The 26435-nt window shown below is 69.3% G+C and carries 28 protein-coding genes, 3 tRNA genes and 1 pseudogene; 27 read left to right on the top strand and 5 right to left on the bottom strand.

Annotation, left to right across the window (positions count from 1 at the left end; genetic code table 11):
- Positions 1-219: 219 nt before the first annotated feature.
- The 13 genes from ACQEVY_RS27985 to ACQEVY_RS28045 all read left to right on the top strand — a co-directional run bounded on the left by ACQEVY_RS27985 (position 220) and on the right by ACQEVY_RS28045 (position 13044).
- Entirely contained in the window at positions 220-642 is a 423-nt protein-coding gene (locus ACQEVY_RS27985; RefSeq protein ID WP_432952180.1) for an NADH-quinone oxidoreductase subunit A, read from the top strand.
- Complete coding sequence (locus ACQEVY_RS27990; RefSeq protein ID WP_432952181.1) at positions 633-1271, top strand: NADH-quinone oxidoreductase subunit B; 639 nt, start codon at positions 633-635, stop codon at positions 1269-1271. Before ACQEVY_RS27985 ends, ACQEVY_RS27990 begins: the two co-directional genes overlap by 10 nt.
- On the top strand, positions 1268-2605 hold the full coding sequence (locus tag ACQEVY_RS27995) for an NADH-quinone oxidoreductase subunit C (protein WP_432952182.1): 1338 nt from the start codon (positions 1268-1270) through the stop codon (positions 2603-2605). The genes ACQEVY_RS27990 and ACQEVY_RS27995 overlap by 4 nt, the downstream gene beginning before the upstream one ends.
- Positions 2602-3570: a complex I subunit 1/NuoH family protein gene (locus ACQEVY_RS28000; RefSeq protein ID WP_033319593.1), complete on the top strand. Its 969-nt coding sequence runs from the start codon at positions 2602-2604 to the stop codon at positions 3568-3570. Before ACQEVY_RS27995 ends, ACQEVY_RS28000 begins: the two co-directional genes overlap by 4 nt.
- A gap of 2 nt (positions 3571-3572) precedes the next feature.
- Entirely contained in the window at positions 3573-4202 is a 630-nt protein-coding gene (locus tag ACQEVY_RS28005) for a 4Fe-4S binding protein (protein ID WP_432952183.1), read from the top strand.
- Positions 4199-4879, top strand: a complete 681-nt coding sequence (locus ACQEVY_RS28010; RefSeq protein ID WP_432952184.1) for an NADH-quinone oxidoreductase subunit J family protein — start codon at positions 4199-4201, stop codon at positions 4877-4879. Before ACQEVY_RS28005 ends, ACQEVY_RS28010 begins: the two co-directional genes overlap by 4 nt.
- Positions 4879-5292, top strand: a complete 414-nt coding sequence (gene nuoK, locus ACQEVY_RS28015; RefSeq protein WP_432952185.1) for an NADH-quinone oxidoreductase subunit NuoK — start codon at positions 4879-4881, stop codon at positions 5290-5292. The genes ACQEVY_RS28010 and nuoK overlap by 1 nt, the downstream gene beginning before the upstream one ends.
- Positions 5289-7280 (top strand): NADH-quinone oxidoreductase subunit 5 family protein, encoded by a 1992-nt coding sequence (locus ACQEVY_RS28020; RefSeq protein ID WP_432952186.1) that lies wholly within the window; start codon positions 5289-5291, stop codon positions 7278-7280. The genes nuoK and ACQEVY_RS28020 overlap by 4 nt, the downstream gene beginning before the upstream one ends.
- 6 nt (positions 7281-7286) lie before the next feature.
- Entirely contained in the window at positions 7287-8861 is a 1575-nt protein-coding gene (locus tag ACQEVY_RS28025; protein WP_432952187.1) for an NADH-quinone oxidoreductase subunit M, read from the top strand.
- Positions 8858-10381 (top strand): NADH-quinone oxidoreductase subunit N, encoded by a 1524-nt coding sequence (locus ACQEVY_RS28030; protein WP_432952188.1) that lies wholly within the window; start codon positions 8858-8860, stop codon positions 10379-10381. Before ACQEVY_RS28025 ends, ACQEVY_RS28030 begins: the two co-directional genes overlap by 4 nt.
- 259 nt (positions 10382-10640) lie before the next feature.
- The gene (gene htpX, locus ACQEVY_RS28035) at positions 10641-11504 is read left to right on the top strand and encodes a zinc metalloprotease HtpX (RefSeq protein ID WP_432952189.1); all 864 of its coding nucleotides are present in this window, start codon (positions 10641-10643) and stop codon (positions 11502-11504) included.
- Entirely contained in the window at positions 11501-11899 is a 399-nt protein-coding gene (locus tag ACQEVY_RS28040; protein ID WP_432952190.1) for a YccF domain-containing protein, read from the top strand. Before htpX ends, ACQEVY_RS28040 begins: the two co-directional genes overlap by 4 nt.
- A gap of 11 nt (positions 11900-11910) precedes the next feature.
- Positions 11911-13044, top strand: a complete 1134-nt coding sequence (locus ACQEVY_RS28045; protein ID WP_432952191.1) for a barstar family protein — start codon at positions 11911-11913, stop codon at positions 13042-13044.
- Positions 13045-13270: 226 nt separating this feature from the next.
- Here the strand turns inward: ACQEVY_RS28045 and ACQEVY_RS28050 are convergent, their stop codons facing one another.
- Positions 13271-14614 (bottom strand): APC family permease, encoded by a 1344-nt coding sequence (locus ACQEVY_RS28050; protein ID WP_432952192.1) that lies wholly within the window; start codon positions 14612-14614, stop codon positions 13271-13273.
- Positions 14615-14805: 191 nt separating this feature from the next.
- Here ACQEVY_RS28050 and ACQEVY_RS28055 point away from each other — a divergent pair, with 191 nt between their 5' ends.
- Positions 14806-15072 (top strand): GlsB/YeaQ/YmgE family stress response membrane protein, encoded by a 267-nt coding sequence (locus ACQEVY_RS28055; protein ID WP_328771051.1) that lies wholly within the window; start codon positions 14806-14808, stop codon positions 15070-15072.
- Between the two features lie 88 nt (positions 15073-15160).
- Here the strand turns inward: ACQEVY_RS28055 and ACQEVY_RS28060 are convergent, their stop codons facing one another.
- Complete coding sequence (locus tag ACQEVY_RS28060) at positions 15161-15649, bottom strand: YajQ family cyclic di-GMP-binding protein (RefSeq protein ID WP_328771052.1); 489 nt, start codon at positions 15647-15649, stop codon at positions 15161-15163.
- Positions 15650-15849: 200 nt separating this feature from the next.
- Between ACQEVY_RS28060 and ACQEVY_RS28065 the strand changes: the two genes are divergently transcribed.
- Positions 15850-15931 (top strand) — tRNA-Tyr (locus ACQEVY_RS28065).
- Positions 15932-16133: 202 nt separating this feature from the next.
- Entirely contained in the window at positions 16134-16520 is a 387-nt protein-coding gene (locus tag ACQEVY_RS28070) for a hypothetical protein (protein ID WP_432952193.1), read from the top strand.
- Between the two features lie 82 nt (positions 16521-16602).
- On the opposite strand, the pseudogene ACQEVY_RS28075 reads toward ACQEVY_RS28070, so the two are convergent.
- Positions 16603-17232, bottom strand: a pseudogene (locus ACQEVY_RS28075) (tyrosine-type recombinase/integrase); the annotation flags it as partial.
- Positions 17233-17345: 113 nt separating this feature from the next.
- Here ACQEVY_RS28075 and ACQEVY_RS28080 point away from each other — a divergent pair.
- Complete coding sequence (locus ACQEVY_RS28080) at positions 17346-17471, top strand: hypothetical protein (RefSeq protein ID WP_432952194.1); 126 nt, start codon at positions 17346-17348, stop codon at positions 17469-17471.
- Positions 17472-17574: 103 nt separating this feature from the next.
- On the opposite strand, the gene ACQEVY_RS28085 is transcribed toward ACQEVY_RS28080, so the two are convergent.
- Positions 17575-18231, bottom strand: coding sequence for an SDR family oxidoreductase (locus tag ACQEVY_RS28085; protein ID WP_328771055.1), 657 nt, complete (start codon positions 18229-18231; stop codon positions 17575-17577).
- Between the two features lie 147 nt (positions 18232-18378).
- On the opposite strand from ACQEVY_RS28085, the gene ACQEVY_RS28090 reads away from it, so the two are divergent.
- The gene (locus tag ACQEVY_RS28090; protein WP_432952195.1) at positions 18379-19410 is read left to right on the top strand and encodes a hypothetical protein; all 1032 of its coding nucleotides are present in this window, start codon (positions 18379-18381) and stop codon (positions 19408-19410) included.
- Between the two features lie 225 nt (positions 19411-19635).
- On the opposite strand, the gene ACQEVY_RS28095 is transcribed toward ACQEVY_RS28090, so the two are convergent.
- Entirely contained in the window at positions 19636-20886 is a 1251-nt protein-coding gene (locus ACQEVY_RS28095) for an amidohydrolase family protein (RefSeq protein ID WP_432952196.1), read from the bottom strand.
- Between the two features lie 256 nt (positions 20887-21142).
- Here ACQEVY_RS28095 and ACQEVY_RS28100 point away from each other — a divergent pair.
- From ACQEVY_RS28100 to ACQEVY_RS28140, 9 genes are all read left to right on the top strand, one after another.
- A tRNA-Thr gene (locus ACQEVY_RS28100) sits at positions 21143-21215 on the top strand.
- 44 nt (positions 21216-21259) lie between these two features.
- A tRNA-Met gene (locus ACQEVY_RS28105) sits at positions 21260-21332 on the top strand.
- Positions 21333-21421: 89 nt separating this feature from the next.
- Entirely contained in the window at positions 21422-21586 is a 165-nt protein-coding gene (gene rpmG, locus ACQEVY_RS28110) for a 50S ribosomal protein L33 (protein WP_003948671.1), read from the top strand.
- A gap of 127 nt (positions 21587-21713) precedes the next feature.
- Entirely contained in the window at positions 21714-22166 is a 453-nt protein-coding gene (locus ACQEVY_RS28115) for a MaoC family dehydratase N-terminal domain-containing protein (RefSeq protein ID WP_033319605.1), read from the top strand.
- A 5-nt stretch (positions 22167-22171) separates the two neighbouring features.
- Positions 22172-22600: a MaoC family dehydratase gene (locus ACQEVY_RS28120; protein ID WP_432952197.1), complete on the top strand. Its 429-nt coding sequence runs from the start codon at positions 22172-22174 to the stop codon at positions 22598-22600.
- A 124-nt stretch (positions 22601-22724) separates the two neighbouring features.
- Positions 22725-23294 carry a TetR/AcrR family transcriptional regulator gene (locus ACQEVY_RS28125; RefSeq protein ID WP_432952198.1) on the top strand — a complete coding sequence of 190 codons (570 nt, stop codon included), beginning with the start codon at positions 22725-22727 and terminating at the stop codon, positions 23292-23294.
- Positions 23295-23374: 80 nt separating this feature from the next.
- On the top strand, positions 23375-24829 hold the full coding sequence (locus tag ACQEVY_RS28130; protein WP_432952199.1) for an MFS transporter: 1455 nt from the start codon (positions 23375-23377) through the stop codon (positions 24827-24829).
- Positions 24830-24923: 94 nt separating this feature from the next.
- Positions 24924-25301, top strand: coding sequence for a DUF3291 domain-containing protein (locus ACQEVY_RS28135; protein WP_432952200.1), 378 nt, complete (start codon positions 24924-24926; stop codon positions 25299-25301).
- Between the two features lie 15 nt (positions 25302-25316).
- Complete coding sequence (locus ACQEVY_RS28140) at positions 25317-26420, top strand: UDP-N-acetylmuramate dehydrogenase (RefSeq protein ID WP_432955433.1); 1104 nt, start codon at positions 25317-25319, stop codon at positions 26418-26420.
- Positions 26421-26435 lie beyond the last annotated feature (15 nt).

Here is a 26435-nt window from a genome sequence, read left to right on the forward strand (position 1 = left end):
CGCCGGGATCCCCTGGGGAAAACCCCACCCCTGCTTCCCGCCGGGCGCCCGTCGGCGACCTCCGCGCATGCCAAGGCGTGACGGGCTGCTTACCGTTTCTTTAGCAGGGCCTAGACTCCGGTGCGTACAGATCGTCGAGCACGGCGCATCGCACGGCGCACATCAGGGCGCGCACGAGGTCATACGCGGTCATACGAGGTCAGGGAGCGAGGGGCGGACGTGCCGGAACCGACCAGGGGCGCGGGGACCGGGACCGCCGGGATCACGGTCGCGGCGGACTACTTCCAGTCCTACTCGGTCGTCGGACTGCTCGCCGTGATCGGCGTGCTGTTCGTCGCCGTCGCCTTCGGAGCCGGGCGCCTGCTGCGGCCCGTCGTCCCGACGCCCGAAAAACTCCTGACCTACGAGTGCGGAGTCGACCCCGTCGGCGAGGGCTGGGCCCACACCCAGGTCCGCTACTACGTCTACTCCTTCCTCTACGTGATCTTCGCCGTCGACTCGATCTTCCTCTTCCCCTGGGCTACGGTCTTCGCCGCGCCGGGCTACGGGGCGACGACGCTCGTAGAGATGTTCATCTTCCTCGGCTTCCTGGCCGTGGGACTGCTGTACGCATACAAGAAGGGCGTCCTCACATGGACGTGACCCAGCCCGAGCCGGGGCCTGTACTGCTTCCGGAGCCGAAGCGCCTGGGTGCGCTCGCGCGTCTCGCCCCCGAGCCGATGAAGGTGGTCCTGAACTGGGGCCGCCGCTACAGCCTGTGGGTCTTCAACTTCGGCCTCGCCTGCTGCGCCATCGAGTTCATCGCCGCCTCCATGGCCCGGCACGACTTCATCCGCCTGGGAGTGATTCCGTTCGCTCCAGGGCCGCGCCAGGCCGACCTGATGGTGGTCTCGGGGACGGTCACGGACAAGATGGCGCCTGCGGTGAAGCGGCTGTACGAACAGATGCCGGAGCCCAAGTACGTCATCTCCTTCGGCGCCTGCTCCAACTGCGGCGGGCCCTACTGGGACTCGTACTCCGTGACCAAGGGCGTCGACCAGATCATCCCGGTCGACGTGTACGTCCCCGGCTGCCCGCCCCGGCCCGAAGCACTGCTCCAGGGCATCCTCAAGCTTCAGGAGAAGATCGCCCGGGAGTCGCTGGGGGAGCGGTACGGATCCGAGTACGGATCTCAGCGCTACGGATCCGCCGGCCCCCGGCCTTCCGCGGGCGCGCTGCAGAGCGGGCTGGTGAAGCCGCCGGTTCCGGCCGGGGAGGAGGGCGAGCGGTGACCGGCTGGCTGCCCTCCCCGGTGGAGGAGCTCTTCGGCACGGAGGCCACGGCCGAGGAGTCGTACGAGCTCCTGACCGTCGACGTGCCGCCCGCCGCCTGGATCTCCGCCCTGGAGACCGCGCGCGACGAACTGGGCTGCACGTATTTCGACTGGCTGAGCGCCGTCGACGAGCCCGGCACGGGCTTCCGCGTCGCGGCCCATGTGGTCGCGCTCGCTCCGGTACGCCGCCTTCTCGTACGTACGACCGTGCCGCACGACGCCCCCGTACTCCCTTCCGCCGTCGAGATCTACGCGGGCGCCGCCTGGCATGAACGCGAGACCCACGAGATGTTCGGCGTCACCTTCGAGGGTCACCCGGGGCTCGCGCCGCTGCTCCTCCCGGAGGGCTTCGAGGGGCACCCCCTGCGCAAGGACTTCGTCCTGGCGGCCCGGGTCGCCAAGGCCTGGCCCGGCGCGAAGGAACCGGGGGAGTCGGAGCACGGCGGTCCGAAGCGCCGCCAGATGCTGCCACCCGGCGTCCCCGACCCGAACGAGTGGGGGCCCATGAAGGGCCAACTCCCGCCTGCCCCGGCCCGCCCTGCCCGTGGCGCAGCCCGGGCCGCGGGCGAACGCCCGGCCCGGCGGACTCGCACAGCGGGGGAGGGCTCGGCGAGCCAGGCCCCGGCTTCGGATGCGCCCGCCGCGGGTCCGGGTACGGGCACGGCGGCGGAGGGCAGGCCTGCGGGACGCCGGGCGCGCAGCGTGAGCGAGGGCTCGGCGACACAGCGGACGGAGGGGGCAGAGCGCGCTGAGGGGACGGAGACGGGCGCGGCGGGTGCTCCTCCGGCCTCGCCCGCCTCGGCATCGGGTGCCGAAACGCCGCCCGTGGCGCCGCGTCGCGCCCGCAGCGTCGGCGAGGGCTCGGCGTCGCAGCGCGAGGCGTCCGCTGCTGCCCCGGCCGACGAAGCTGGCGGGGAGCAGCAGCCCGGAGGCGGCCGGCAGCCTGGAGGCGAGCAGCAGCCAGAAGGCGGGCGGCCCGCCCGCCCGGCGCGCGCCCGCAGTGCGGACGCCCCCTGGCACCACGCGCGCCCCGCCTTCGATGACGGTGAGCAGACGCCGCCCACGGGGCCTCCCACGGAGGAGTCGCGGATCGGGGAGCCGCCCACTGAAGAGCGACCCTCGCCCGAGCAGCAACCGGACGACGAGCCCGACGCTCCCAAGGCTGCCGAGGCACCCGACGAACCGAAGACTTCCAAGCCTCCTAAGGCGCCCGCGGAAGCACCGACGACACACTCCGACGCCCCCGAAGCCCAGCCCACCACCGACGACAACCCCCCAGGAGGCCCGCAGTGAACGACGTGCTCGACGTCGCCCTGCGACTCCTGATCGTCTTCGTTGTGTTCCTCACCTTCCCGCTGATCGTCGGCCAGACGGAGCACAAGGTGATGGCCCATATGCAGGGCCGCCTCGGCCCCATGTACGCGGGCGGCTTCCACGGCTGGGCCCAACTCGTCGCGGACGGCGTGAAGTTCGCCCAGAAGGAAGACGTGGTCCCCGCGGGCGCGGACCGCCGTATCTTCCAGCTGGCCCCCGCCGTCGCCCTCCTCCCGTACCTACTCGTCCTCCTCGCCATCCCCATCGGCCCGGGCGAAGGCGCCGTCGGCGAGGTCATCGACGCGGGCATCTTCTTCGTCCTGGCCGTGATGGGCGTGGGCGTCCTCGGCTCGCTCATGGCGGGCTGGGCCTCGGCCAACAAGTTCTCCCTCCTCGGCGGCCTCCGCACCGCCGCCCAACTCCTCGCCTACGAACTCCCGATGCTCCTCACCGCGGCCTCGGTCGCGATGGCCGCGGGCACGGTCTCGCTCCCCGGCATCCTCGACGCCTTCGAGTGGTGGTGGCTGCCCTGGCAGATCGTCGGCGCGCTCGTCTTCTTCGTGGCCGGCCTCGCCGAACTGCAGCGCCCTCCCTTCGACATGCCCGTCGCCGACTCGGAGATCATCTTCGGCGCGTACACCGAGTACACCGGTCTGCGTTTCGCTCTCTTCCTCCTCGCCGAGTACGCCGGAATCATCGTCCTGTGCGGCCTGACCACCGTCCTTTTCCTGGGCGGCTGGCACGGCCCGTGGGGTGCCGACGGCCTCGGCTGGGTCTGGACCCTGCTGAAGACCGCGGTCCTCGCTTTCCTCGTGATCTGGCTCCGCGTCACCTATCCCCGTCTCCGCGAGGACCAGCTCCAGAAACTCTCCTGGACCCTCCTCGTCCCCCTCTCCCTCGCCCAGATCGCCCTCACCGGCATCGTCAAGGTGGTGATCCAGTAGCCATGGCTGAGTCCCTCCCGCCCACTCGGTCTCGCATCCCAGGCAGCGGCCTCGCCAAGGGCCTGGCCGTCACCCTGCGCACGATGACGAAGCGCGCGCACACGGCGCAGTACCCGGACGCCCAGCCCGAACTCCCGCCCCGCAGCCGCGGCGTCATCGGCCTCTTCGAGGAGAACTGCACGGTCTGCATGCTGTGCGCCCGCGAGTGCCCGGACTGGTGCATCTACATCGACTCCCACAAGGAGACGGTCCCGCCCGCCGCCCCCGGAGGCCGCGAGCGCAGCCGTAACGTCCTCGACCGCTTCGCCATCGACTTCGCCCTGTGCATGTACTGCGGTATCTGCATCGAGGTGTGTCCTTTCGACGCGCTGTTCTGGTCCCCGGAGTTCGAGTACGCGGAGACCGACATCCACGAACTCACCCACGAACGCGACAAGCTCCGCGAGTGGATGTGGACCGTCCCGGCCCCACCCGCCCTCGACCCCTCCGCCGAAGAACCGAAGGAACTCGCCGCCGCCCGCAAAGCCGCCGACAAGCTCGCCGCCGAACAGGTAGCCCGGGAAGAGGCAGCCCGGGCAGACGAACAGGCAGCCGGGGCGGAGCCGACCGCGCCGCAGGAGGGAGAAGCGTGAGCCTCGCCGCCGTCGCCGCATCAACGGCGACGACCACCGCCGCCGAAACCAACGGCTTCCTCTCCCCGACCGGCGTCGAGATCGCCTTCCTCCTCGTCGGCCTCGTCACCCTCGGCGCGGCCGTCGTGACCGTCACCACCAAGCAACTTGTCCACGCCGCCCTGTGGCTGGTCGTGACGCTCGGCGGCCTCGCCGTCGAATATCTCCTGCTCACCGCCGAGTTCATCGCCTGGGTGCAGGTCCTCATCTACGTCGGTTCCGTCGTCGTACTCCTCCTCTTCGGTCTGATGCTCACCAAGGCCCCCATCGGCCGGTCCCCGGACGCCGATTCCGGCAACCGCTGGGCCGCCCTGACCGTCGCGATCGCCGCGGCCACCGCCCTCGTCTGGGTCGTCGTCGACGCCTTCCGGACGACCTGGATCGACCTGGACGGCGCCGCCGCCGGCTCAACCGAGGCAAACGGCAAGGCCCTCTTCCAGAACTGGGTCCTCCCCTTCGAAGCCCTATCCGTCCTCCTCCTCGCCGCCCTGGTCGGCGCGATCGTCCTCTCCCGCAAGGCCGCCGCCTCCAACCTGCCCACGGGGAGTACGGCCCCCGGGAAGCGGCCCTCGGGTACGAGCCCGGCCACCTCCTCCGACGAGCAGCCCTCGCGTCAGGGCAAGGAAGGCGCCCGCTGATGCATCTCGCCTATCCCGCCGTGCTCTCCGCCCTCCTCTTCTGCACGGGCCTGTACGGAGTCCTCGCGCGCCGCAACGCGATCCTGGTCCTGATGTCCGTCGAGCTGATGCTCAACGCCGTCAACCTCAACCTGGTCGCCTTCGACGTCTGGCTCAGCAAGACCGCCCAGGACACCCTGCACTCCGGCCAGGCCCTGACCCTGTTCACCATCGCCATCGCCGCTGCCGAGATCGGCATCGGCCTGGCGATCGTCCTCGCCGTCTACCGCAACCGCGGCACCTCGGACATCGACAAGCTCCGCGACACCGCCGAGACCGGTGACGGCAACGGCAGCGACGGCAGCGATGATGGCCACGACGCTCCCGGATCCGCCGCTTCCACGACGGCCGAGAAGGCTGAGGCCACCGCGTGACCACGACCACCCTCGCCGTCCTCGTCCCCCTCCTTCCGTTCCTGGGCGCCGCGGCCGGCCTGCTCCTGGGCCGCACCGCCCCCGGTTTCGTACGGCCTCTCGCCGTCCTGCCCGCGGTGACCTCCCTGGCGCTCGCCGTCCTCATCGCCGTACGCCAGAGCGGCGACCAGGCCATCGACGCCGCCACCGAGCTCACCCCGACCGGCTCGGTCCCCATCGAACTCGCCCTGCACATCGACGGCTTCGCCGCCCTCGTCGCCGTCCTCGTCGGCGTCGTCGCCTCCTGCGTGCAGATCTACTCGACGGGCTACCTGCGCGACGACCCGCGCTACCCCTCGTACGCCGCTCTCGTCTCCCTCTTCACCTCCGCGATGCTGCTCGTCGTCTACTCCGGCGACCTGATGGTGCTCCTGGTCGGCTGGGAAATCATGGGCATCTGCTCGTACTTCCTCGTCGGCCACTACTGGGAGACCCCGGAAGCACGCGCCGCCTCCCTGAAGGCCTTCCTGGTCACCAAGCTCGGCGATGTCCCCTTTCTGATCGGTCTGTTCGCGCTCGCCGCCGACGCCGGTTCCTTCCGCATCAGGACCGTCCTTGGCACGGTCGCGAGCGGCGGACTCGACCATCCGACGCTGATCGCCCTGCTGCTCCTCGCCGGTGTGGCGGGCAAGTCGGCGCAGTTCCCGCTGCACACCTGGCTGCCCGACGCGATGGCGGGCCCCACACCCGTCTCCGCGCTGATCCACGCCGCGACGATGGTCGCCGCCGGTGTCTACTTCATCGCCCGGCTCCTTCCGGTCTTCGCCGCCTCCTCGGCCGCGCTGCTCGTCCTCGCCGTCATGGCCGCCGTCACGATGGCCGGCTCGGCGCTCGCCGCGCTCGCCCAGGACGACATCAAGCGCGTCCTCGCGTACTCGACGATCGGCCAGCTCGGCTACATGACCGGCGCCCTCGCTGTCGGCGACCGCGGTGCCGCCGTCTTCCACCTCCTTTCACACGGCGCCTTCAAGGCGCTGCTGTTCCTCGCCGCAGGCGTGATCATCCACGCCGTCGGCACCAACTCGCTGGCCGCCATGTCCCGCATGAAGGACCTGCGCGCCCGCGTCCCCGACGCCTACTGGACGATGACCGTGGCGCTCCTCGCCCTCGCCGCGATCCCTCCCTTCAGCGGCTTCTTCTCCAAGGAAGCCGTCCTGGGCGCCGCCGAGCACGCCGCCACCGGTCACGCCGAGAACATCCCCGGCGCCGCGGGCTGGATCGTCCTCGTCGCCGGCCTGGTCACGGCCCTGCTCACCGCCGCTTACGCGATGCGCCTGTGGCTGCTCGCCTTCCGGGGCCACGGAGCCGAGGCCCCCGACCACGGCAGGCAGCCCCTCGCCATGAACGCAGTGCTGTGGGTACTCGCCGTCCCGTCGCTCGCCCTCGGGCTCACCACCGGCCTGCTGCCCGACTGGTTCGACGGGCACGACCTGACCCCGACCCTCGCCACCTCCGTACTCGGCACGGGAGTTGCCCTCGTCGGCGGCATCGTCACGTACGGCGCCTGGCGGCACACCACGGCGCTCGCGGCCCGCGTACCGCTGGGTGCGGTCGCTGCCCACCCCGAGGGGGATGCCGGACTCGTCGAGGCCGAAGCCATCGCCAGCCACGCGCCCGCGTACGGAAACGTGGCCTCCGCGCCCGACCCGGCGGACCCCGGACGCCTGCTCCTGGGACCGCTGCACCGGCACGCTGCCGTCGGCTTCCACCTCGACGCCGTCTACGCGGCACTCTTCGTCCGCCCGGTCCAGTCCGGAGCCACACTCGTCCGGTTCCTCGACCGTGAGGTCGTCGACACCTACGTACGCGGCGCGGGCGCCCTGCCCCGCCTGCTCGGCGCGGCCGTCCGGCGCGCCCAGACCGGCAATGTGCAGACCTATGTGAGCGCGCTGCTCGCCGGCACCGTCGTCCTCGCGGTCGCCGCCCTCCTAGTCGCCACGGGAGCGTGAGCAGGCGTGATCGATATCAACGAGTCCGTGATGCAGTTCCTTCTGGCGTTCATCGTCGTCGGCCCGCTCCTCGGCGCCGCCGCCGCTCTCCTCCCGGCCCCGCCCGGACTGAAGGGGAAGTCCCCCGAGCAGGCCGTGCTGCGCCACGGCGTCACTGTCACCGGCGCCGTGCTCATCGCCGCGATCGTCCTCGCGCTCGGCTTCGACCACGACCAGCCGTCGAAGATGCAGGCCACGACGGACATCAGCTGGATTCCCGCACTCGACGTGCGGATCCACCTCGGCACGGACGGCATTTCCCTCCCCCTTCTGGTCCTGACCGCGCTGCTGACCTTCCTCTGCGCGCTGTACTCCTACTTCAAAATGCCTTCGGGCCCGACCCCGAAGGCCTTCGTCTCGCTGCTGCTCGTCCTCGAGTCCGGCACCCTCGCGACCTTCGCCGTCCTCGACCTTCTGCTCTTCTTCCTCGCGTTCGAGATGGTGCTCATCCCGATGTACTTCCTCATCGCCCGCTGGGGCGGTGAGCAACGGACCCAAGCTGCTTGGAAGTTCATCCTCTACACACTGTTCGGTTCCGTCGTCATGCTGTTGGGCCTGCTCCTCGTCGGGCTCAAGTCCGGCACGTTCGACATGATGGCACTCGCCACTGACAACGGCCGGTCGCTGACCGCATCCGTGCAGGTCATCGCCGTTTTGGCGATCGGAATCGGGCTCGCGGTCAAGACGCCGATGTGGCCGCTGCACAGCTGGCTGCCGGACGCCCACACCGCCGCGCCGACCGTCGGCTCCGTCCTGCTGGCCGGTGTCCTGCTGAAGATGGGTACGTACGGGTTCGTCCGGATTCTGCTGCCGATCACACCCGACGGCTTCCGCACCTTCGCGCCCTACCTCGCCGCCTTCGCCGTCGTCGGGATCATCTACGGATCCCTCGCCTGCCTAGCCCTCGCCAAGCAGGGCGCGAAGGGCGACCTCAAGCGCCTCATCGCGTACTCCTCCGTCGGCCACATGGGCTTCGTACTCCTCGGCATCGCGACCATGACCCCGACCGGCGTGAACGGCGCGCTGTTCGCCAACATCGCCCACGGCCTCATCACCGGCCTGCTGTTCTTCCTGGTCGGCGCCCTCAAGGACCGTACAGGCACGACCGACCTCGACACACTCGCGGAGAAGACCGGCGCCGCCCTCTACGGCAAGGCCCCGCGCCTGGGCGGCCTGCTCGCCTTCGCTGCCGTCGCCTCGCTCGGGCTGCCGGGCCTCGCCGGGTTCTGGGGCGAAATGCTGGCGCTGTTCGGCGCCTTCGATCCCGCCGACGACCTCAGTCGGCCTGCGTTCCTGACCTTCATGGCGATCGCCGCGTTCGGCACCCTGCTCACCGCCGCGTACCTGCTCATCGTGGTACGCCGCGTCTGCATGGGCGTCGTTCCCCAGGACAGCCCCGGGCTCGCGGACGTCCAGACGTACGAGTTCGCCGCCTGGACCCCGCTCGTCGCCCTCACCGTCGTCGCCGGACTCTGGCCCAAGGCTCTCCTCGGCCTGACCGACCCGGCCGTGCAGCAGCTCCTCGCAGGAGGCACCCGATGAGCAACCTGGCCCAGCCTCTGGCCGAGTCCGTGGTCCAGTCCGTCGACTGGCTCGCGATCGCACCGCCCACCATCGCGGCGGTCGTCGGCCTCGTGGTGCTCGTCGTCGACCTCTTCGTGGGCGACGCCAAGAAGGCACTGCTCGGCTGGCTGTCCGTCGCTGGACTCGCCGCGTCCACGCTGATGCTTCTGCCCCTCCTGGACGGCGACCGCTCCACCTTCTGCCTGACCGGCGACGCGGACGTCTGCAGCTACACGGCGGACCCGTTCACGCTCGTCATCCAGTTCCTCGTCCTCGGCGGAGCCCTCCTGGCGGCCCTTCTCTCCGTCACCGCCCTGAAGGACGCCAACAGGGAACTCCCCGAAGGGGAGTTCTGGTTCCTGCTGCTCTCCTCAGCCGCCGGCGCCGCCCTGCTGCCCGCCTCCCGCGACCTGGCGACCCTGATCGTCGCCCTGGAAGTCGCTTCACTGCCCGCCTTCGCCCTCGTCGGCATCAAACGCGGCGACAGGAAGTCCTCCGAAGCGGCTCTGAAGTTCTTCCTGTCCTCGGTCACCGCAACCGCCGTGAGCCTCATGGGCGTCAGCTTCATCTACGCCTCTACAGGCACCCTGTACCTCACGCAGATCGCCACCGAGATCCAGAACGTAGACGGACAACTCCACACGCTCGTCCAGACCGGCGTCGTTCTCACCCTCGTCGGCTTCGCCTTCAAGACGGCCGCTGTGCCCTTCCACTTCTGGGTGCCCGACACCTACGTAGGGGCGCCCTTGCCGGTCGCCGCCTACCTGTCGGTCGTCGGCAAGGCGGTCGGCTTCTCCGGACTGATCCTCGTCACAGTGATCGCCCTCCCGTCGTACGCCGATGTCTGGGGCCCGGCGCTCGCCGCCCTGGCCGCGCTCACCATGACGATCGGCAACGTGGGCGCCCTGAGGCAGCAGTCCACGCGCGCGTACAGCGCGGTACGGCTGCTCGCCTGGTCCTCGGTCGGCCAGGCCGGCTACCTCCTCGTGCCGATCGCCGCCGCCGCGTACTCCCAGGACGCTGAGAAGGCCATCGGCTCCACCGTCGCGTACGCCCTGATGTACGCCGCCGTGAACCTCGGAGCCTTCGCCGTCGCCGCCCTCGTGGCCCGTACGAAGCCGCTCAACCGCATCAGCGACTACCGCGGCCTGTACGCATCACGCCCTCTCTCCGCGCTCGTACTGGGCTTCTTCTTGCTCTGCCTCGCGGGCCTGCCGCCGGGCATCATCGGCCTCTTCGCGAAGGTCACCGTCTTCTCGGCTGCCGTGGACGCGGGCCTCGGCTGGCTCGCCGTGGTCATGGCCGTCAACGTCGTGATCGCGCTCTTCTACTACCTCCAGTGGACGACGCTCCTGTTCCGCGCTCCCGAAGGAGAGCCCGAGAGGCATCGCGTCCCGGCCCCGCTGACCGCCGCGATCGCACTGACCGCGGTCCTGGGAGTCGCCCTCTCCGGAGCACCCCAGTTGGTCCTGCGCTTCTCGGACACCGGCCTTTTCTGAGCCGCGACACACGCCTCTTCTGAGCCGCTGACGGCATCCGGCACGCGCGCGTGGGGCACCCGAACCGCACGCGCGCGTGCCAGGCGTTGCCGCACTCACCCGGACGGCCCACCCTCGCCGCCGCGCGCACAAGGGAACTAGGGCTTCCCGCCTGGCGTTGACCAGTGAGGGAGGGTCCACTGGACCGTGGAAGCACGGAGTCAGTGACAGAGATCAGCAAGCAAAGGGTTCCCCTGCCGCACAACTTGGAGGGCGTACCGTGCACCGCCGGCACAACGGGCTCAGGACCGCCGTACTCCTCGGGGGACTGTCCGCACTCATCATCGTCATCGGCAGCCTCTTCGGGCGTATGGGCCTCGTCGTCGCGCTGCTGATAGCGATCGGCACGAACGCGTACGCGTACTGGAACAGCGACAAGTTGGCGCTACGCGCGATGCGCGCCCGCCCGGTGAGTGAGTTCGAGGCCCCGGCCCTCTACAGGATGGTTCGCGAACTCTCCACGCAGGCCCGCCAGCCCATGCCCCGCCTGTACATCTCACCGACCGAGGCACCCAACGCGTTCGCGACGGGCCGCAACCCGCGCAATGCTGCTGTGTGCTGCACCGACGGCATCCTGCGGATCCTGAACGAGCGTGAGCTGCGCGGCGTCATCAGCCATGAGCTGAGCCACGTCTACAACCGCGACATACTGATCTCGTCGGTCGCCGGCGCTCTCGCCTCCGTGATCATGTTCCTGGTCCACTTCGCCTGGCTGATCCCCATCGGCCGCTCCGACGACGACGAGGGCCCCGGCCTCCTGGGCATGCTGATGATCATGATCCTGGGTCCGCTCGCCGCCTCCCTGATCCAGCTCGCCATCAGTCGCTCCCGGGAGTACGAAGCCGACGCCTCCGGCGCCCAGCTCACCGGCGACCCGCTGGCCTTGGCGAGCGCCCTGCGCAAGCTCGAAGCGGGCACGAAGCAGCTTCCGCTGCCCCCCGAGCCGCGCATCGAGACCGCAAGCCACATGATGATCGCGAATCCCTTCCGTCCGGGCCAGGGGATGTCCAGGCTGTTCTCCACGCATCCGCCGATGGCGGAACGCATTGCCCGGCTCGAGCAGATGGCAGGTCACCACCAGTGAAGACAATCCTGAACGTCATATGGCTCGTACTGAGCGGCTTCTGGCTGTTCCTCGGCTACTTGTTCGCGGGCGTGCTGCTGTGCATAACGATCATCGGCATCCCGTTTGGCATCGCGGCGTTCCGTATCGGCGTGTACGCCCTGTGGCCGTTCGGACATACGACGGTCGAGCGTCCCAGTGCGGGCGCGGCCTCTTTCGTCGGCAACATCCTGTGGCTGATCCTCGCGGGCTGGTGGCTCGCCCTCACCCACATCGTCACCGGTGTCCTGCAGTGCCTCACGATCATCGGCATCCCCCTGGGGATCGCCAACTTCAAGCTGATCCCCGTTTCGCTGGTCCCTCTGGGACGCGAAATCGTGCGTACGGACCAGCCGTTCGCGACGTCTCGCTGGTAGAGCGGCACGGGGTGCGACAGCCGAAGTACGCCTTGGCGGCCTACGACGTCGAGGCCGAAGACGACGAGATCTGGGCCCTGTGCGCGGACGCCGAGAACCTCTTCGGCGATCCGCCTCCTCCTGCGCGCGGGACGTACGCATTGCTGGGCTGCGCACCCGAAGGGGAGTTGAATACCGCCCTCGCACGCGCGCGTGCCGACGGCTCGGCGCCGCTCGGCTTCCTCGCTCTGCAGATCCTCGACAAGAAAGGCGACGGGGTCGGCGAGTGGTGCCTGGAGGACGTACGTGTCCTCAGCGACCGCCCATGCGCGCGCGACCTGTCGCTGCTGGACATCACGATCGAGGCGCGCCAGTCCCCGGACAACTCGTTCGACTATCCGCAGTGCCCGCCGCTCTCCCCGGGCTACCGGCTGCTCGGAACGGAGGACGAAGCACGGGGCAGCTGCCGGGATTTGGCGTACGTAGAGAACGGCGGGCCGGACCTCGCCGAACCGTCCGTGCGGCTGCTCGGCTGTGCCCCTCAAGGAGCCCTTCGTGCGGCACTGAACGCGGGGGAGGAGGATCTCGGGCACGCCAAGCTGATCCGTCTCGACACATCCGGCCGTGCTATTCAGTGTGCCGTCGAAGGCGAGCTCGTCGCCTGGATCCCGTCCGGCCGCGGCCTGGTGGACCTCACGCTGGAACCGTGGTCCGAGCGGCCGCCGACCGCTGCCCGGGAGGTCTGGCAGCTGTGGGACGACGGACGCCCGGCCCAGCCCAACTCGTGGGCGCGGTGCGGCACAGAGGGGCGCCGCTACTGGCTCGACACGGTGCGGGACAACCACGTCGCGCAGACACCCGACGCCGCGCCCGGCGGCACGTACCACCTCGACGGCCGTCACATCACCGACGAGCCCGGCTTCTTCTGCGCACTCGGAGAGGCGGTCAACGGACCCGGGGGCTACTTCGGCTGGGGTCTCGACGCGCTGGTCGACTGCCTCCGCGGCGGCTGGGGAGCCGGCCGGCCCTCCAACCTGGTCTGGCACGACGCGGACGTCGCCCGCACCTGCCTCGGCCTCACCCCGCGTATCGACAACCGGCCCTGGACCTTCGAGGAACTGCTCGAATTCCTTGCAGCCGAAGGCATCCAGGTCCGCCTCGCCTGACGCCGCACCACTTATCCACAGCCTGGTATCCACAGCCCGCCCGAATGTCAGTGGCGCCCTGCACTATGAACCCATGACCGAGATCGAACAATTGATGACGAGTGTCGCTACTGAGGCCCACAACTCGAGGCTGTGGCGCAAGCCTTCAATCCCCGAGCCCGCGGACGCACCTCCGTAGCGTGCGCTGTACGACGCCTGCTCCGAGCGTCGTTCATCCCGTGCTGCCCTACTGGCCGGAGCCCCGCCCGCTCTGCCTCGAGGCAAGCCACTTCCGCCCTCCATACGCGGCTGCCCCCACACCCAGCACACCCGCGCCCACACCCACCGACACCCCCGGCAAGGCGAACGCCAGCGTGACGCACCCGGCTGCCCCGACCGCCGGCCCGATGCGCGCCATGAAGTCCGAACTGAGCGTCCAAGCCGAGGCGTTGGCGATCGCGTAGTACACGAGCACACCGAAGGAGGAGAAGCCGATAGCACCCCTCACATCCACCGTCGCGGCCAGCGCGGCGACCACCGCGCCGACGGCCAGCTCCGCCCGATGAGGCACCTGGAAGCGCGGATGCACGGCGGCCAACGTGCCCGGGAGATGCCGGTCGCGGGCCATGGCCAGCGTTGTCCGCGACACACCCAGGATCAGCGCGAGGAGTGAGCCGAGGGCTGCCACGGCGGCACCGACCCGTACGACCGGGACGAGTCCCGGCACACCGGCCGCCCGTACCGCGTCGGCCAGCGGCGCCGTCGCCTGCCCGAGCCCGCCCGATCCCAGCACGGAAAGGACAGCCACCGCCACAGCCGCGTACACCAGCAGCGCGATGCCCAGCGCCAGCGGGATCGCGCGCGGAATGGTGCGCGCTGGATCCCGCACCTCCTCGCCGAGCGTCGCGATCCGCGCGTACCCCGCGAAGGCGAAGAACAGCAGGCCGGCCGCCTGCAGCACGCCGCCCGCTCCCCCGGAGACCCCCACGTCGAGCCGCCCGGCATCGGCGTCCCCGGAGGAGAGGCACACGACCACCACGGAGGTGAGTACCGCGAGAACCACCGCCACGATCGCCCGCGTCAGCCATGCGGACTTCTGCACACCGCCGTAGTTCACGGCGGTCAGCGCCACCACGGCCCCGACGGCCACCGCGTGCGCCTGCCCAGGCCAGACGTACGTGCCCACGGTGAGCGCCATCGCCGCACACGAGGAGGTCTTGCCGACGACGAACGCCCAGCCCGCCAGATACCCCCAGAACTCTCCGAGCCGCTCCCGCCCGTACACATAGGTTCCGCCCGACGCGGGATAGAGGGCGGCGAGGCGCGCCGACGAAGTGGCGTTGCAGTACGCCACGACAGCGGCGACGCCCAGTCCGAGGAGCAGCCCGGACCCGGCCGCATGCGCCGCGGGCCCGAGGGCGGCGAAGATTCCGGCCCCGACCATCGACCCGAGTCCGATGACCACGGCGTCGCCGACGCCGAGCGTCCGCCGTAGCCCCGCCTCGGGCTGTGGCGAGCCGGGCTGCCGCGCGCGGGAGGCACCCGGACCGGACGGCGACGAGCCGGGTCGGCCAGAACCGGACTGTGTCATGAGCGGCACCCTACTGATCAGTGCAACCGGCCGACGCCGTAGGGGCGTCCTCTCCAGCAACAACAGACGAACAACGACAAGAGCCGCAGTACAGGCGAAGCCGCGAAACAGCAGCACATCAGCGGCGGGAACACAGCCTGGCGAGAGCAAGATCACAGCACAGGCACAGCACGGAAGGGCAGGTTCACGGTATGGGGATCATCAGCTGGATCATTCTGGGGCTGCTGGCCGGCGCCATAGCCAAGTTCCTGCTGCCGGGCCGCGACCCGGGCGGCTTCATCGGCACGACGCTCATCGGCGTCGCGGGCGCGTTCATCGGCGGCTGGATATCCGCCCGCTGGCTGGACAACCCGATCACCAAGGACTTCTACGACGGCGCCACCTGGGCCGCCGCGATCGGCGGCTCCCTCGTCCTGCTGGTCGCCTACCGCATCCTGTTCGGCCACTCGCGCAACTGAGTACACACCCTCAAACCGCAGCCAGCGGGCGGGAAGGGTGGGCACCCGACGGTGCCCACCCTTCCCCGTACGCGCAACGAGCGCGATCTCACCGGTAGTTCACGAACTGCAGCGCGAAGTCGAAGTCCTTGCCCTTCAGCAGTGCGATTACGGCCTGCAGGTCGTCACGGCTCTTCGAGCTGACCCGCAGCTCATCGCCCTGAACCTGCGCCTTCACGCCCTTCGGCCCCTCATCGCGAATGATCTTCGCCACTTTCTTGGCGTTCTCCTGGGAGATGCCTTCCTCGATGGAGGCGAAGATCTTGTACTCCTTGCCGGAGAGCTGCGGCTCGCCCGCGTCCAGGGCCTTCAGCGAGATGCCGCGCTTGATCAGCTTGGACTGGAAGACGTCGAGGATGGCCTTGACCCGCTCCTCGGAGTTCGCCTCCATCAGGATCTTCTCGCCGGACCAAGAGATGGAGGCGCCCACGTTTTTGAAGTCGTAGCGCTGCGAGATTTCCTTGGCGGCCTGGTTGAGGGCGTTGTCGACCTCCTGCCGCTCGACCTTCGAGACGATGTCGAAACTGGAGTCGGCCATGTCCTGTGGCTCCTTGTATCGGGGTGCGTGGGGCGGCCGTCGAGCCCGGCTCGGTCCCGGCCGCATCCGCTTAAGCCTAGCCACCCCCCACCCCCCGAGTGCCGATCAATCGGGTGGCGAAGCACCCCTGGGCATCGGGTATCGTTTACGTCGTTGCCACGGAGCAGCGCCGAAGGGCGGTTCCAAGGGCAGCAACCCCTGGCGGTGTGCCCGAGCGGCCAAAGGGAGCAGACTGTAAATCTGCCGGCTCAGCCTTCCCAGGTTCGAATCCTGGCGCCGCCACACGAAAACAAAGGGCCCTTGGCCTGCGGAAACCGCAGGCCAAGGGCCCTTTGTCATGCGCTCTCGCGACGGCCGTACTGTCTCGCATTCGAACGCCCCGTCTCGAAGTGCGTGGACGAGACGTGGACGGCTCTCGGGCCCCTGGAGCGCCCGGCAGAACGCGGCCCTGGCCGTGGGCCGAGCAGGCCCCTACGATCCCTGTGTGATTCTCAAGTGGGCGGGCTTCGCGGCATTCGCGGTGACGGTGGCGGGTCTCGCGTGGGGGATATCGGGTCTTGTGGATGGATCATGCCCCGGGGGCGTCAACCGCTGTGCTGCCCCGCCGGGCACGGGTAAGTATTTCGCCGCCACGATGATCTCTGCGTTCGCGGTCTTCGCAGGGTTCTTCCCTGTCATCCGCACGGAAGACTGGCGCCCCACTCTCGGTCTTCTGTTGGGAGCGGTCGTCGGCGTGGGGACAGCACTGTGGCAAGGCCAGTCGCTGGGCTACTGGATTCTCGCGGGCACCCTGCTGGTCGTAGCCAGCGCCATCGTCCTCGGCGTGCGCGCCATGTTCCGAAACTTCCACGCCGAGACGCGGACAGTTTGACAACGCGGGGGAGCCAGCCCGTCCGGCGGTCTGGGAACCGCCAGCGGGAGCGGTCGCTCCCCCGCTTTTGTGCAGGAACCTCCTACTGGTGCTGCCCCAGCCGGGCGGAGATCTTGGCGTTCGCGGCCTCGTCTCCGTCGCTGAGGAACTTGGCGTACACCCGGAAGAGGACGCCGACACTGTGGCCGGCGCGCTTGGCAACGAGCTGAGGTTCCACGCCTGAGCTGAGCCATGTGGACACGGCCGCGTGGCGAAGATCATAAGGACGCTTGGCCATCGACGATTCGCAGTGCGCGGGTGTCAGGGTCCGCGATCGCGCTACTGCCCAGACTTCGCCGTAACCGGTGTCCTGGATCAGCCCGCCGCGCTGTGTGCGGAACAGACGGCCGTCCGGGGCCACGCCGTACGCCGTGACGTGCCACCGCAGCAGCGCGACCAGTTCGGGCGGGATGGGGACCGGTCGGACCGCCTTTCGCGGCCGGTGCTTCAGCCCACGGGTGTCGTGGGCTTCGCCGCTGTCCGTCCACGCTGAGCCCGATCGGGGCCGCGTCTCCCTGAGCCGCAGCGTGCCCCACCCGCGGCGCGGTAGGTCGCAGTCCTGGAGCCGTAGCCCGATGACTTCCGCCGGCCGCGCCGCGGCGTAGCACATGCAGCCGAAGAACCCCACCAGACGGCGACCGCGGGGGCTCTGGTCTCGTACGGCGGCCAAGAGTTTGCTTGAAGTGGCGCGAGCGCAGTTCCCCGCAAGTAGGCACGTACCTCGTCGTGGCCGTGCAGGCGTACCCCGTCGGCGACGTTCGGCCAGTCCACGTCCGGGGACAGGCAGTGCGGGACGAACGTGTCGCGTTCAGCGGTGCTGAAGACCTCGTACATCTTCCGCAGCAGGGCCTCCTGCGCGGCGGGAACCTCGGCGGCGGACACGGCAACTCCTCGGCTCAGGCGAAAGGCTGAAGGGACGTGTTCAGGCAACCAGCGGCCCAACGCCCGCCGCCGCCCCTTGCGGCGAGAGCGAACAGCACTGGACCACCTAGGCCGGGCCTGGAACTTGGCCTCCTCAGTTCCCCGCCACCGACTTCACCGCTACGGACACCGGCGCCGACCCGCTGATCAGCTCCAGCGTCAGCCCGGCCGTCGCCGGAGTGTCCAGCAGCTCCGCGATGACGGCCGCGACGTCATCGCGCGGGATGGGTCCGCGACCGGTGGACGCCTCCAGGCGTACGAGACCGGTGCCGGCGTCGTTCGTCAGCATGCCGGGGCGCAGGATCGTCCAGTCCAGGCTGTTGAAGCCGCGTATGTACGCATCGGCTTCGCCCTTGGCGCGCAAGTACACGTCGAAGACGTCGTCTCCGGGATGCGACGGGTCCGCGCCCATCGACGACACCATCACGTACCGCCGCACCCCGGTCCGTACCGCCGCGTCCGCGAAGAGGACGGCAGCACCCCGGTCCACGGTGTCCTTGCGGGCCGCGCCGCTGCCCGGGCCCGCGCCGGCCGCGAAGACGGCGGCGTCGGCGCCCTGCAGATGCGCGGCGACCTCCTCGACCGAAGCCGACTCCAGATCGCACAGGACCGGCTCGGCGCCGGCCGCCCGCAGATCGTCGCCGTGCTCGGGGCGGCGGATGATGCCCGCGACCTCATCACCGCGCGCGGCGAGCAGCCGCTCCAGCCGCAACGCGATCTGACCATGACCTCCAGCGATGACAATGCGCATGTCTTCGACCGTACGCCCGGACACTGACACGCGCCGCACAACCCTGTGGATAACTCATGAGTCTCCTGAGCGATCAACGAACAACGACAACGATCGCTGAATAACGAGGGCGACGCCGCGCGGCGTCAAAAGGAGACCGTCTTCGCCATGACCGCAACCCTGACTGCCATACGAAAGCCCCTTACCGCGGCCGGTTGCGCCGTCGCACTGTTCGCCGGTGCGGCCGCTTGCGGCACGGTCGAGAACCTCACCGCCGGGCAGAAGGTGGACCGCGCCGTCGAGCAACTCGGCGAACAGAAGTCGCTCTCCCTCGAGTTGGGGCTCCACGCCAAGCCGTCCGCGCTCACGAAGCTGGCTGCAGAGGCGGAGGGGGGCGAGGAAATGCCGCCCGAGTTCGCGAAGTTCTTCACCGGGCTGCGCGTCAAACTGTCCGTCGAGTCGAAGAAGCCGCTCGCCGACTCGGGGGAGAAGGACCTCGTCGGTGTGGGCATGCGGGTTTCGGGAGCCGACGGTGTCCTGGCCGAGTTCCGGGTCGTCGGCGACTTCACGTACTACCGCGCCGACATGGAGGCGCTCGGCGAGGCGATGGGCGTCCCGTTCCCCACGGTCGACGAACTCCCTGAGAGCGAGAAGGAGCTCAGGAAGGTCCTCGAGGGCGAGTGGGCCAAGGTCGACAACTCCGAACTCGAGAAGTCCGGCAAGGGCACCTCGAGTTCCGAGGAGATCGACACCAAGACCCAGCAGAAGATCCTCAAGGCCGTACGCGGTGTCGTCGCACGCGAGGTCACTTTCAGCAGCAAGGGCGGCAGTGACGGCACTGAACAGATCGTCGCCAAGGCCTCGTTCCGCGACCTGCTCACGGGTGTCTTCAAGAAACTCCGGCCACTGGCCGACGATCTCCCGGCAGGCACGGAACTGCCCACCGACAAGGACCTGAAGGAAGCCCCCGACAAGAAGATCGCCGTCAACTTCTCCCTGAAGAACGGCGACCTGACCCGCGTCTCGGTCAACCTCGCCGCCCTCGCGGACAACGCGAAGGGCACCCGACTCCCGCTCGTCCTCACCTTCGGCAAGGCGTCCGACGTCAGCGCCCCGTCCGGCGCCACCGAGGTGCCCGCGGGAGAGCTCATGGGCCCCGGCAACCCGTTCACAGGCGGGATGCTGGGCAGCGGCTTCTGACCCCAGAAGCCCTCGAAACAGGCCTGTCGGCGCCCAAGCCACCGGCGTAGGCAAGAACAACGGCACGCACGCGTGGACCTCACATCCGGCCACGCACGCGTGAGCCCCGTACCCGAACACCGACCGCGCGCGCGTGGACCTCAAAGATGTCCACGCGCGCCTGGGCCGCAATCACCCTCCACGCGCGCGTGAACCCTAATCACCCCACCACGCGCGCGTGCACCCTCAAGAGGGCCCCCCGCCCCGCCCCTGCCGAGGCAGATCCAACGCCACAGCCGCAGCCGAGCCGCAGAACTCCCGCACCGCATTCGTCCGTGCCGCCACCCGCCCCTGGTGCACCACGATCCGGCTGTACGCCAGCGACAGCGCCCCCGCCAGCCGGTCCCCGCGCACGGCGAGCAGTTCGGCCGGGAATCCGGCCTCCACCCGCACCTCGGGCAGCCCGAGCGCCGCTCGCGCCGACGAACTCACCGCGTCGTACGCGTCCTCGGGCCGGAGCCCGTAGCGCGAGGCCAGCAGATACGCCACGTCCAGCGGATCTCCGCGCCCCACAGGGTTCGATACGTCCCTCAGGGCGCCGCTGCCCGCAACGACCCGTACGCCGGCCGCCCGCAGTACTCGTACGGGAGCCGTCCCGCGCAGGTTGACGCCCGAGCAGCCGCCCTGGGGCAGGCAGACGACGGTCACTCCGGCTGCGGCGAGTTGGTCCGCGGCCCGCGCCGCAACCTCCGAGGGCAGTCGCCTGAGCCCGCCGCAGGGGCCAAGCGTCACCCCGGGCCGTAGCCCGCCCGCCATCGCCGCGAGCCGCGCGAGCCGCGCCGGATCGTCACCGTCCGTGTGCAGATCGACCGGGCAGCCGTGCTCGGAAGCGACCTCCAGCACCGCCTCCACATATCCGGTCGGATCGGGGTCGAGATCGGGACAACCGCCCACTACGGAGGCGCCCATTTTCACCGCGTCCCGCAGCATCGCCAGCTCCTCGGCCCCGGCGAGCCCGGTCAGCACCCGCGGCATCGCCACCGCCGTCAGCTCGGCGAGCCCCCGCAACGTGCGCCGCGCCTGGAGCACCGCCGCCAGCGCGCCGAGCCCCTGAACGTCGCCGATGCGTACATGGGAACGCAACGCCGTGGCCCCGTGCCCGAGGTACAGCAGCGCGGCCTCGGTGATGCGGCGCTGGACCTCCTGGTCGTCGTACGAGACCGGACCGTCGCCGTCGGCCGACAGGGCCGTGTCGCCGTGGGCGTGCGGCTCCACGGGGGCCGGCAGGAGCAGGTAGCCGGCGAGATCCACGCGCGCGGTGTGCATGCTGAGGCTGCCGGCCGTGCCGACCGCCTCGATGCGCCCGCCGCCCAGCCGCACGTCCACGGTCCGGCCGTCGGTGAGCCGCGCACCGCACAGCAGCAGAGCGGAGCCGTCGGTCCGGCCCGATGAGGAACCCGACGACGGAGGGGGCTGCTGCGGCAGGCTGTCGGGCATCGTGCTCCTGGCTCTCGGGGCGGCTGCGCAGAGGGAACCTGTGATCACGCAGCGTGAGTCGAGCCTAGGGTGGCGAGCAGGGCGCTTCGAGGAGGAGCGGAATAGTCGTACCGGTGTGGTCCGCCGTGCATAGGGGGCTGTTGGAGCGCTTGTGAAGCTCCTGGGAGCTGCGCAGAACGCCGGGAACGGGGGCGGACAGGTACGGCGAAACGGATTTGGGCGAACGGCTGCCGAGCGTGTAATGTCTTCATCGCTCGCCCCAATAGCTCAGTCGGCAGAGCGTCTCCATGGTAAGGAGAAGGTCTACGGTTCGATTCCGTATTGGGGCTCTGGTGTGTGAGGTTTCCGCCGTGAGGTGGTCCGATCGCATCGCAGCGGTGTAGCTCAGTCGGTAGAGCAAGCGGCTCATAATCGCTGTGTCACCGGTTCAAGTCCGGTCACCGCTACTGACAGTAGCCGATTGTGGGGTCGGTCCTTCGATCGGCTACTCTTCTGTGCGTTGTACTGTCCCATCCGTTCGTCAAGGAGCACTCACGTGGCTGCCACCGACGTCCGCCCGAAGATCACGCTGGCCTGCGTGGAGTGCAAGGAGCGGAACTACATCACCAAGAAGAACCGGCGTAACAACCCGGACCGTCTTGAGATGAAGAAGCACTGCCCGCGTTGCAATGCGCACACCGCGCATCGCGAGACGCGATAAAACAGGCTCGTACACGAGGCCGTCCCCAGCTAATGGGGGCGGCCTCGCGTCGTTGTCGGCTCGCCGGGCCGAATGTCACGCATGCTTGTTCCGGGCAATCACAGCGAACATCAGGAGGTACCGAGCCATGGCGCTCGACCAGTCCTTCGTGGGGCGGTCCTACCCGCCCACCGATCCCTATGAGGTCGGCCGGGAGAAGATCCGCGAGTTCGCGGAGGCAGTGGGGGATCCCAACCCCGCCTACACGGACCCGGAAGCCGCCAAGGCGCTCGGGTACGCCGATGTGATCGCCCCGCCCACCTTCGTGTTCGCGATCACCTTCAAGGCCGCGGGACAGGTCGTCCAGGACCCCCAACTGGGCCTTGACTACAGCCGGGTGGTGCACGGCGACCAGAAGTTCGCCTACAAGCGCCCGGTGCGCGCGGGGGATCGACTGACGGTCGTCTCGACCATCGAGGCGATCAAGTCCATGGCGGGCAACGACATCCTGGACATCCGGGGTGAGGTCCACGACGAGGCGGGCGAGCATGTGGTGACCGCCTGGACGAAGCTCGTGGCCCGCGCGGCAGAGGAGGGCTGAGACGTATGGCGGCGAATATCGCGTACGACGACATCGAGGTCGGCACCGAACTGCCGGCTCAGACCTTCCCGGTGACCCGCGCCACGCTTGTGCAGTACGCGGGCGCCTCCGGGGACTTCAACCCGATCCACTGGAACGAGAAGTTCGCGGTCGAGGTCGGCCTCCCTGATGTCATCGCGCACGGCATGTTCACGATGGCCGAGGCGATCCGGGTCGTCACCGACTGGGTGGGCGATCCGGGCGCGGTCGTCGAGTACGGAGTGCGCTTCACCAAGCCCGTGGTCGTACCGAACGACGACAAGGGGGCCACGATCGAGGTCAGCGCCAAGGTCGGGGCCAAGCTGGACGACAACACCGTGCGCGTCGACCTCACGGCGATGAGCGCGGGACAGAAGGTCCTGGGGATGTCACGGGCGGTCGTACGACTGGCTTGATGGCATGCAGGAGTGCATGAGTAAGGGGCACGCCTCCGTTGAGCGTGCCCCTTACTCATGCACTCAGCACGGCCCTCAAGACACCCCTTGACGTAGGTAGTGATTGGCCACTAACTTAATGCCCGTGGTCAGGATGAGTGCAGAGGAGAGGCGCGAGAGCGTCATCCGGGCGGCCATGAGCGAGTTCGCCCGGAGCGGCTACTACGGCACGTCCACCGAGGCGATCGCCAAGCGGGTGGGGGTCTCGCAGCCATATCTCTTCCGGCTCTTCCCGGGCAAGAAGGCGATCTTCCTCGCGGCGGCGGAGCGCTGCATGGAGGAGGTTCTCCGCACCTTCGAGGAGGCCGCCAAGGGGCTGGAGGGTGAAGAGGCCCTGGACTCCATGGCGAATGGGTACACCGAACTCATCGCTGCGCGTCCGGAACTATTGCTGATGCAGATGCAGATGTACGTCGCCGTTGCTGCCGCCGAGCAGGCCGGTGAGCGGGAGCTCGGCGAGGCGGTGCGAGGCGGCTGGATGCGCCTGTGGGACGCCGTACAGCTGCCGCTCGGCGCCGACCCGGGCGAAACCACGACCTTCATGGCCTACGGAATGCTTATCAACTGCCTGGTGTCCATGGGCTTTCCGCCCGAACACCGGGTGTGGGAGGGGCTTTACCCCGAGGCTCGTACCAAGGGTCGGCTCCAAAAGTGAAACCACGCGGTGGGAAGCTTTCGCTTTTTTATGCCCGTGGAAGTTAGTCATCAATAACTAACCAAGCCGTTGGGGGAGCGATGTCACAGAAGACCGCACCGACCGAACGTCGCGGGGGAACAGTCTGGGCCCTCGTCATCACCAGCGTCGCCGGGTTCATGGCGGCGCTCGACAACCTCGTCGTCACCACTGCCCTGCCGTCGATCCGTGAGGACTTCGGGGGAGGGATGGACGACCTGGAATGGACGGTGAGCGCGTACACGCTGACCTTCGCCGTGCTGCTGATGTTCGGCGCGGCGCTCGGGGACCGGTACGGTCGCCGGCGGCTCTTCCTCGTCGGCATCACGATCTTCACCGGTGCCTCGGCCGCCGCTGCCATGGCGCCCGGTATCGACTCGCTGATCGCCGCTCGCGCGGTGCAGGGCGTCGGCGCCGCGATCGTGATGCCGCTGACGCTGACCCTGCTGACGGCCGCCGTGCCCGCCGCCAAACGCGGTATGGCGTACGGGATCTGGGGCGCCGTCAACGGCCTCGCGGTCGCGTCCGGGCCGCTCATCGGCGGCAGCCTCACCGAACACATCTCCTGGAGCTGGATCTTCTGGCTGAACGTGCCGATCGGCCTGGCCCTGCTGCCGCTCGCCCGGCTGCGCCTCTCGGAGTCGTACGGCTCGGGTGCACCGCTCGACATCACCGGCACGCTGCTCGCCAGCGGTGGCCTGTTCGGCATCGTGTACGGACTGGTCCGCGCGCCTGTCGTCGGCTGGACCGACGGACTCGTCCTCCTGGGTCTGTTCGCGGGCGCGGCCCTTCTCGTCGGATTCGTGTACCACGGCATCCATGCCAAGCACCCCATGCTGCCGATGCGGCTCTTCCGCAACCGGGCCTTCGCCGGGATCAACGCGGCCAGCCTGCTGATGTTCCTGGGGATGTTTGGCTCGATCTTCCTGCTCAGTCAGTACCTGCAGGGCGTTCTCGGCTACACGCCCACCGAGGCGGGGCTGCGCATGCTGCCCTGGACCGGCATGCCGATGCTCATCGCGCCGGTCGCCGGCTATCTGTCCGACCGGATCGGCGGACGGCCGGTCGTCGCCGCGGGCCTGTTTCTACAGGCTGCCGGGCTGGGCTGGTTCGCCTCGATCGTCGAGACCGACACCTCGTTCACCGGGCAACTGCCCGCCCTGATCATCAGCGGCATCGGCATGTCCCTCTTCTTCGCCCCGGCCTCGAGCCTGGTCATGTCCAGCGTCCGGGGGTCGGAACAGGGGATCGCGTCCGGCACCAACAACGCACTGCGCGAAGTCGGCGGCGCGCTCGGTATCGCCGTGATGGCCTCGATCTTCTCCGCACAGGGTGGCTACGAGACCGGCCAGACCTTCGTGGACGGACTCAGGCCCGCGCTGTGGGTCGGCGCCTTCGCCGTGGCCATGGCGGGCGTCGCGACACTGCTCATCCCGGCTCGCCCATGCGCAGTCGAGGTACGGACTCCGGGCGACGAGGCGGCACCCGCGCCGGTCCTGGAGACGGCCTCGCGCTGAGAGCTGAGTTCGGAAACCCAACCTTCGGTTCGTGACGGATTCAGATGGCAAACCCACGTGAGTTCGGAAACCAAACCCTGGAAGGAGTTTGATCATGCCCACCCTCCCCTGGACCGTGCCGAACATCCCACCGGAGCGCACGGAAGCGCACGTCTTCGCCTCCCGCTTCGAAACCCGCACTCTCTGGGGAGCGCTCAAGTTCCTCCTCAGGACGCCGGGTGTCTGGCAGCAGGTGCGCAAGGCGCCGGGTGCGTACGGGGCCTCCCTGAAGGCGGCGCCGTTGAGGCGGACCTTCTGGACGCTGTCCGCCTGGGAGTCGCCCGCGGCGCTCAAGGCCTTCGCCCGCTCCAGCGCCCATGAGCCGACCGCCCGAGGGCTCAGCCCTCAGATGCGGGACGCGAAATTCGTCAGCTGGACGGTGACCACGGATGACCTCCCGCTGGACTGGTCGGACGCGCTCCGGCGCCTGTAACTCGAGTCCCACCGAATACGGCCCCGCCCTGACCGGCGGGGCCGTTCTCGTACCCTTGTGCACGTGCAGGAACTCCACGACGCCCCACTGGCCCCACTGACCACCTTCCGGCTCGGCGGTCCCGCCGCGCGGCTGATCACCGCGTCAACCGACGCCGAGGTGGTCGCCGCCGTCCGCGAGGCCGACGACACCGGTACGCCGCTGCTGCTCATCGGCGGCGGCTCCAACCTGGTCATCGGCGACAAGGGCTTCGCCGGAACCGCCCTGCGCATCGCCACCCGCGGCTTCGAACTCGACGGTACGAAGCTGGAGTTGGCCGCTGGCGAGGTATGGACCGACGCGGTCGCCCGCACCGTCGAGGCGGGCCTCGCAGGCATCGAGTGCCTCGCCGGAATCCCCGGCTCCGCAGGCGCGACACCCATCCAGAACGTCGGCGCGTACGGCCAGGAAGTGTCGTCGACGATCACCGAAGTGATCGCATACGACCGGAAGGCCCGCGAAACGGTCACCGTTCCGAACGCCGACTGCGCCTTCTCGTACCGCCACAGCCGCTTCAAGGCCGACCCCGAGCGCTTCGTCGTCCTGCGCGTCCGCTTCCAGCTGGAGGACGCGGACGGGCTCTCCGCGCCGATCAAGTACGCCGAGACCGCCCGCGCCCTGGGCGTCGAGGCCGGCGAGCGGGTACCCCTCGCGGACGCCCGCGAGACCGTCCTCAAGCTGCGCTCCGGCAAAGGCATGGTCCTGGACCCCGAGGACCACGACACCTGGTCGGCAGGGTCCTTCTTCACCAACCCGATCCTCACCGACGAACAGTTCGCGGCGTTCCACGCGCGCGTGCGGGCGCGTCTGGGCACGGACGTCACCCCGCCCGCGTACCCGGCGGGCAACGGCCACACCAAGACCTCCGCGGCCTGGCTGATCGACAAGTCCGGCTTCACCAAGGGCTACGGAACCGGCCCCGCACGCATCTCCACCAAGCACACCCTCGCCCTCACCAACCGCGGCGAGGCCACCACCGAGGACCTGCTCGCGCTGGCCCGCGAGGTCGTCGCCGGAGTCCACGCAGCCTTCGGGATCACACTGGTCAACGAACCGGTGATGGTCGGCGTCAACCTCTGATCGACCCACCGTCGC

Origin of the sequence: Streptomyces sp. CA-288835 (assembly GCF_050936385.1) — a bacterium.
GTDB lineage: Bacteria > Actinomycetota > Actinomycetes > Streptomycetales > Streptomycetaceae > Streptomyces.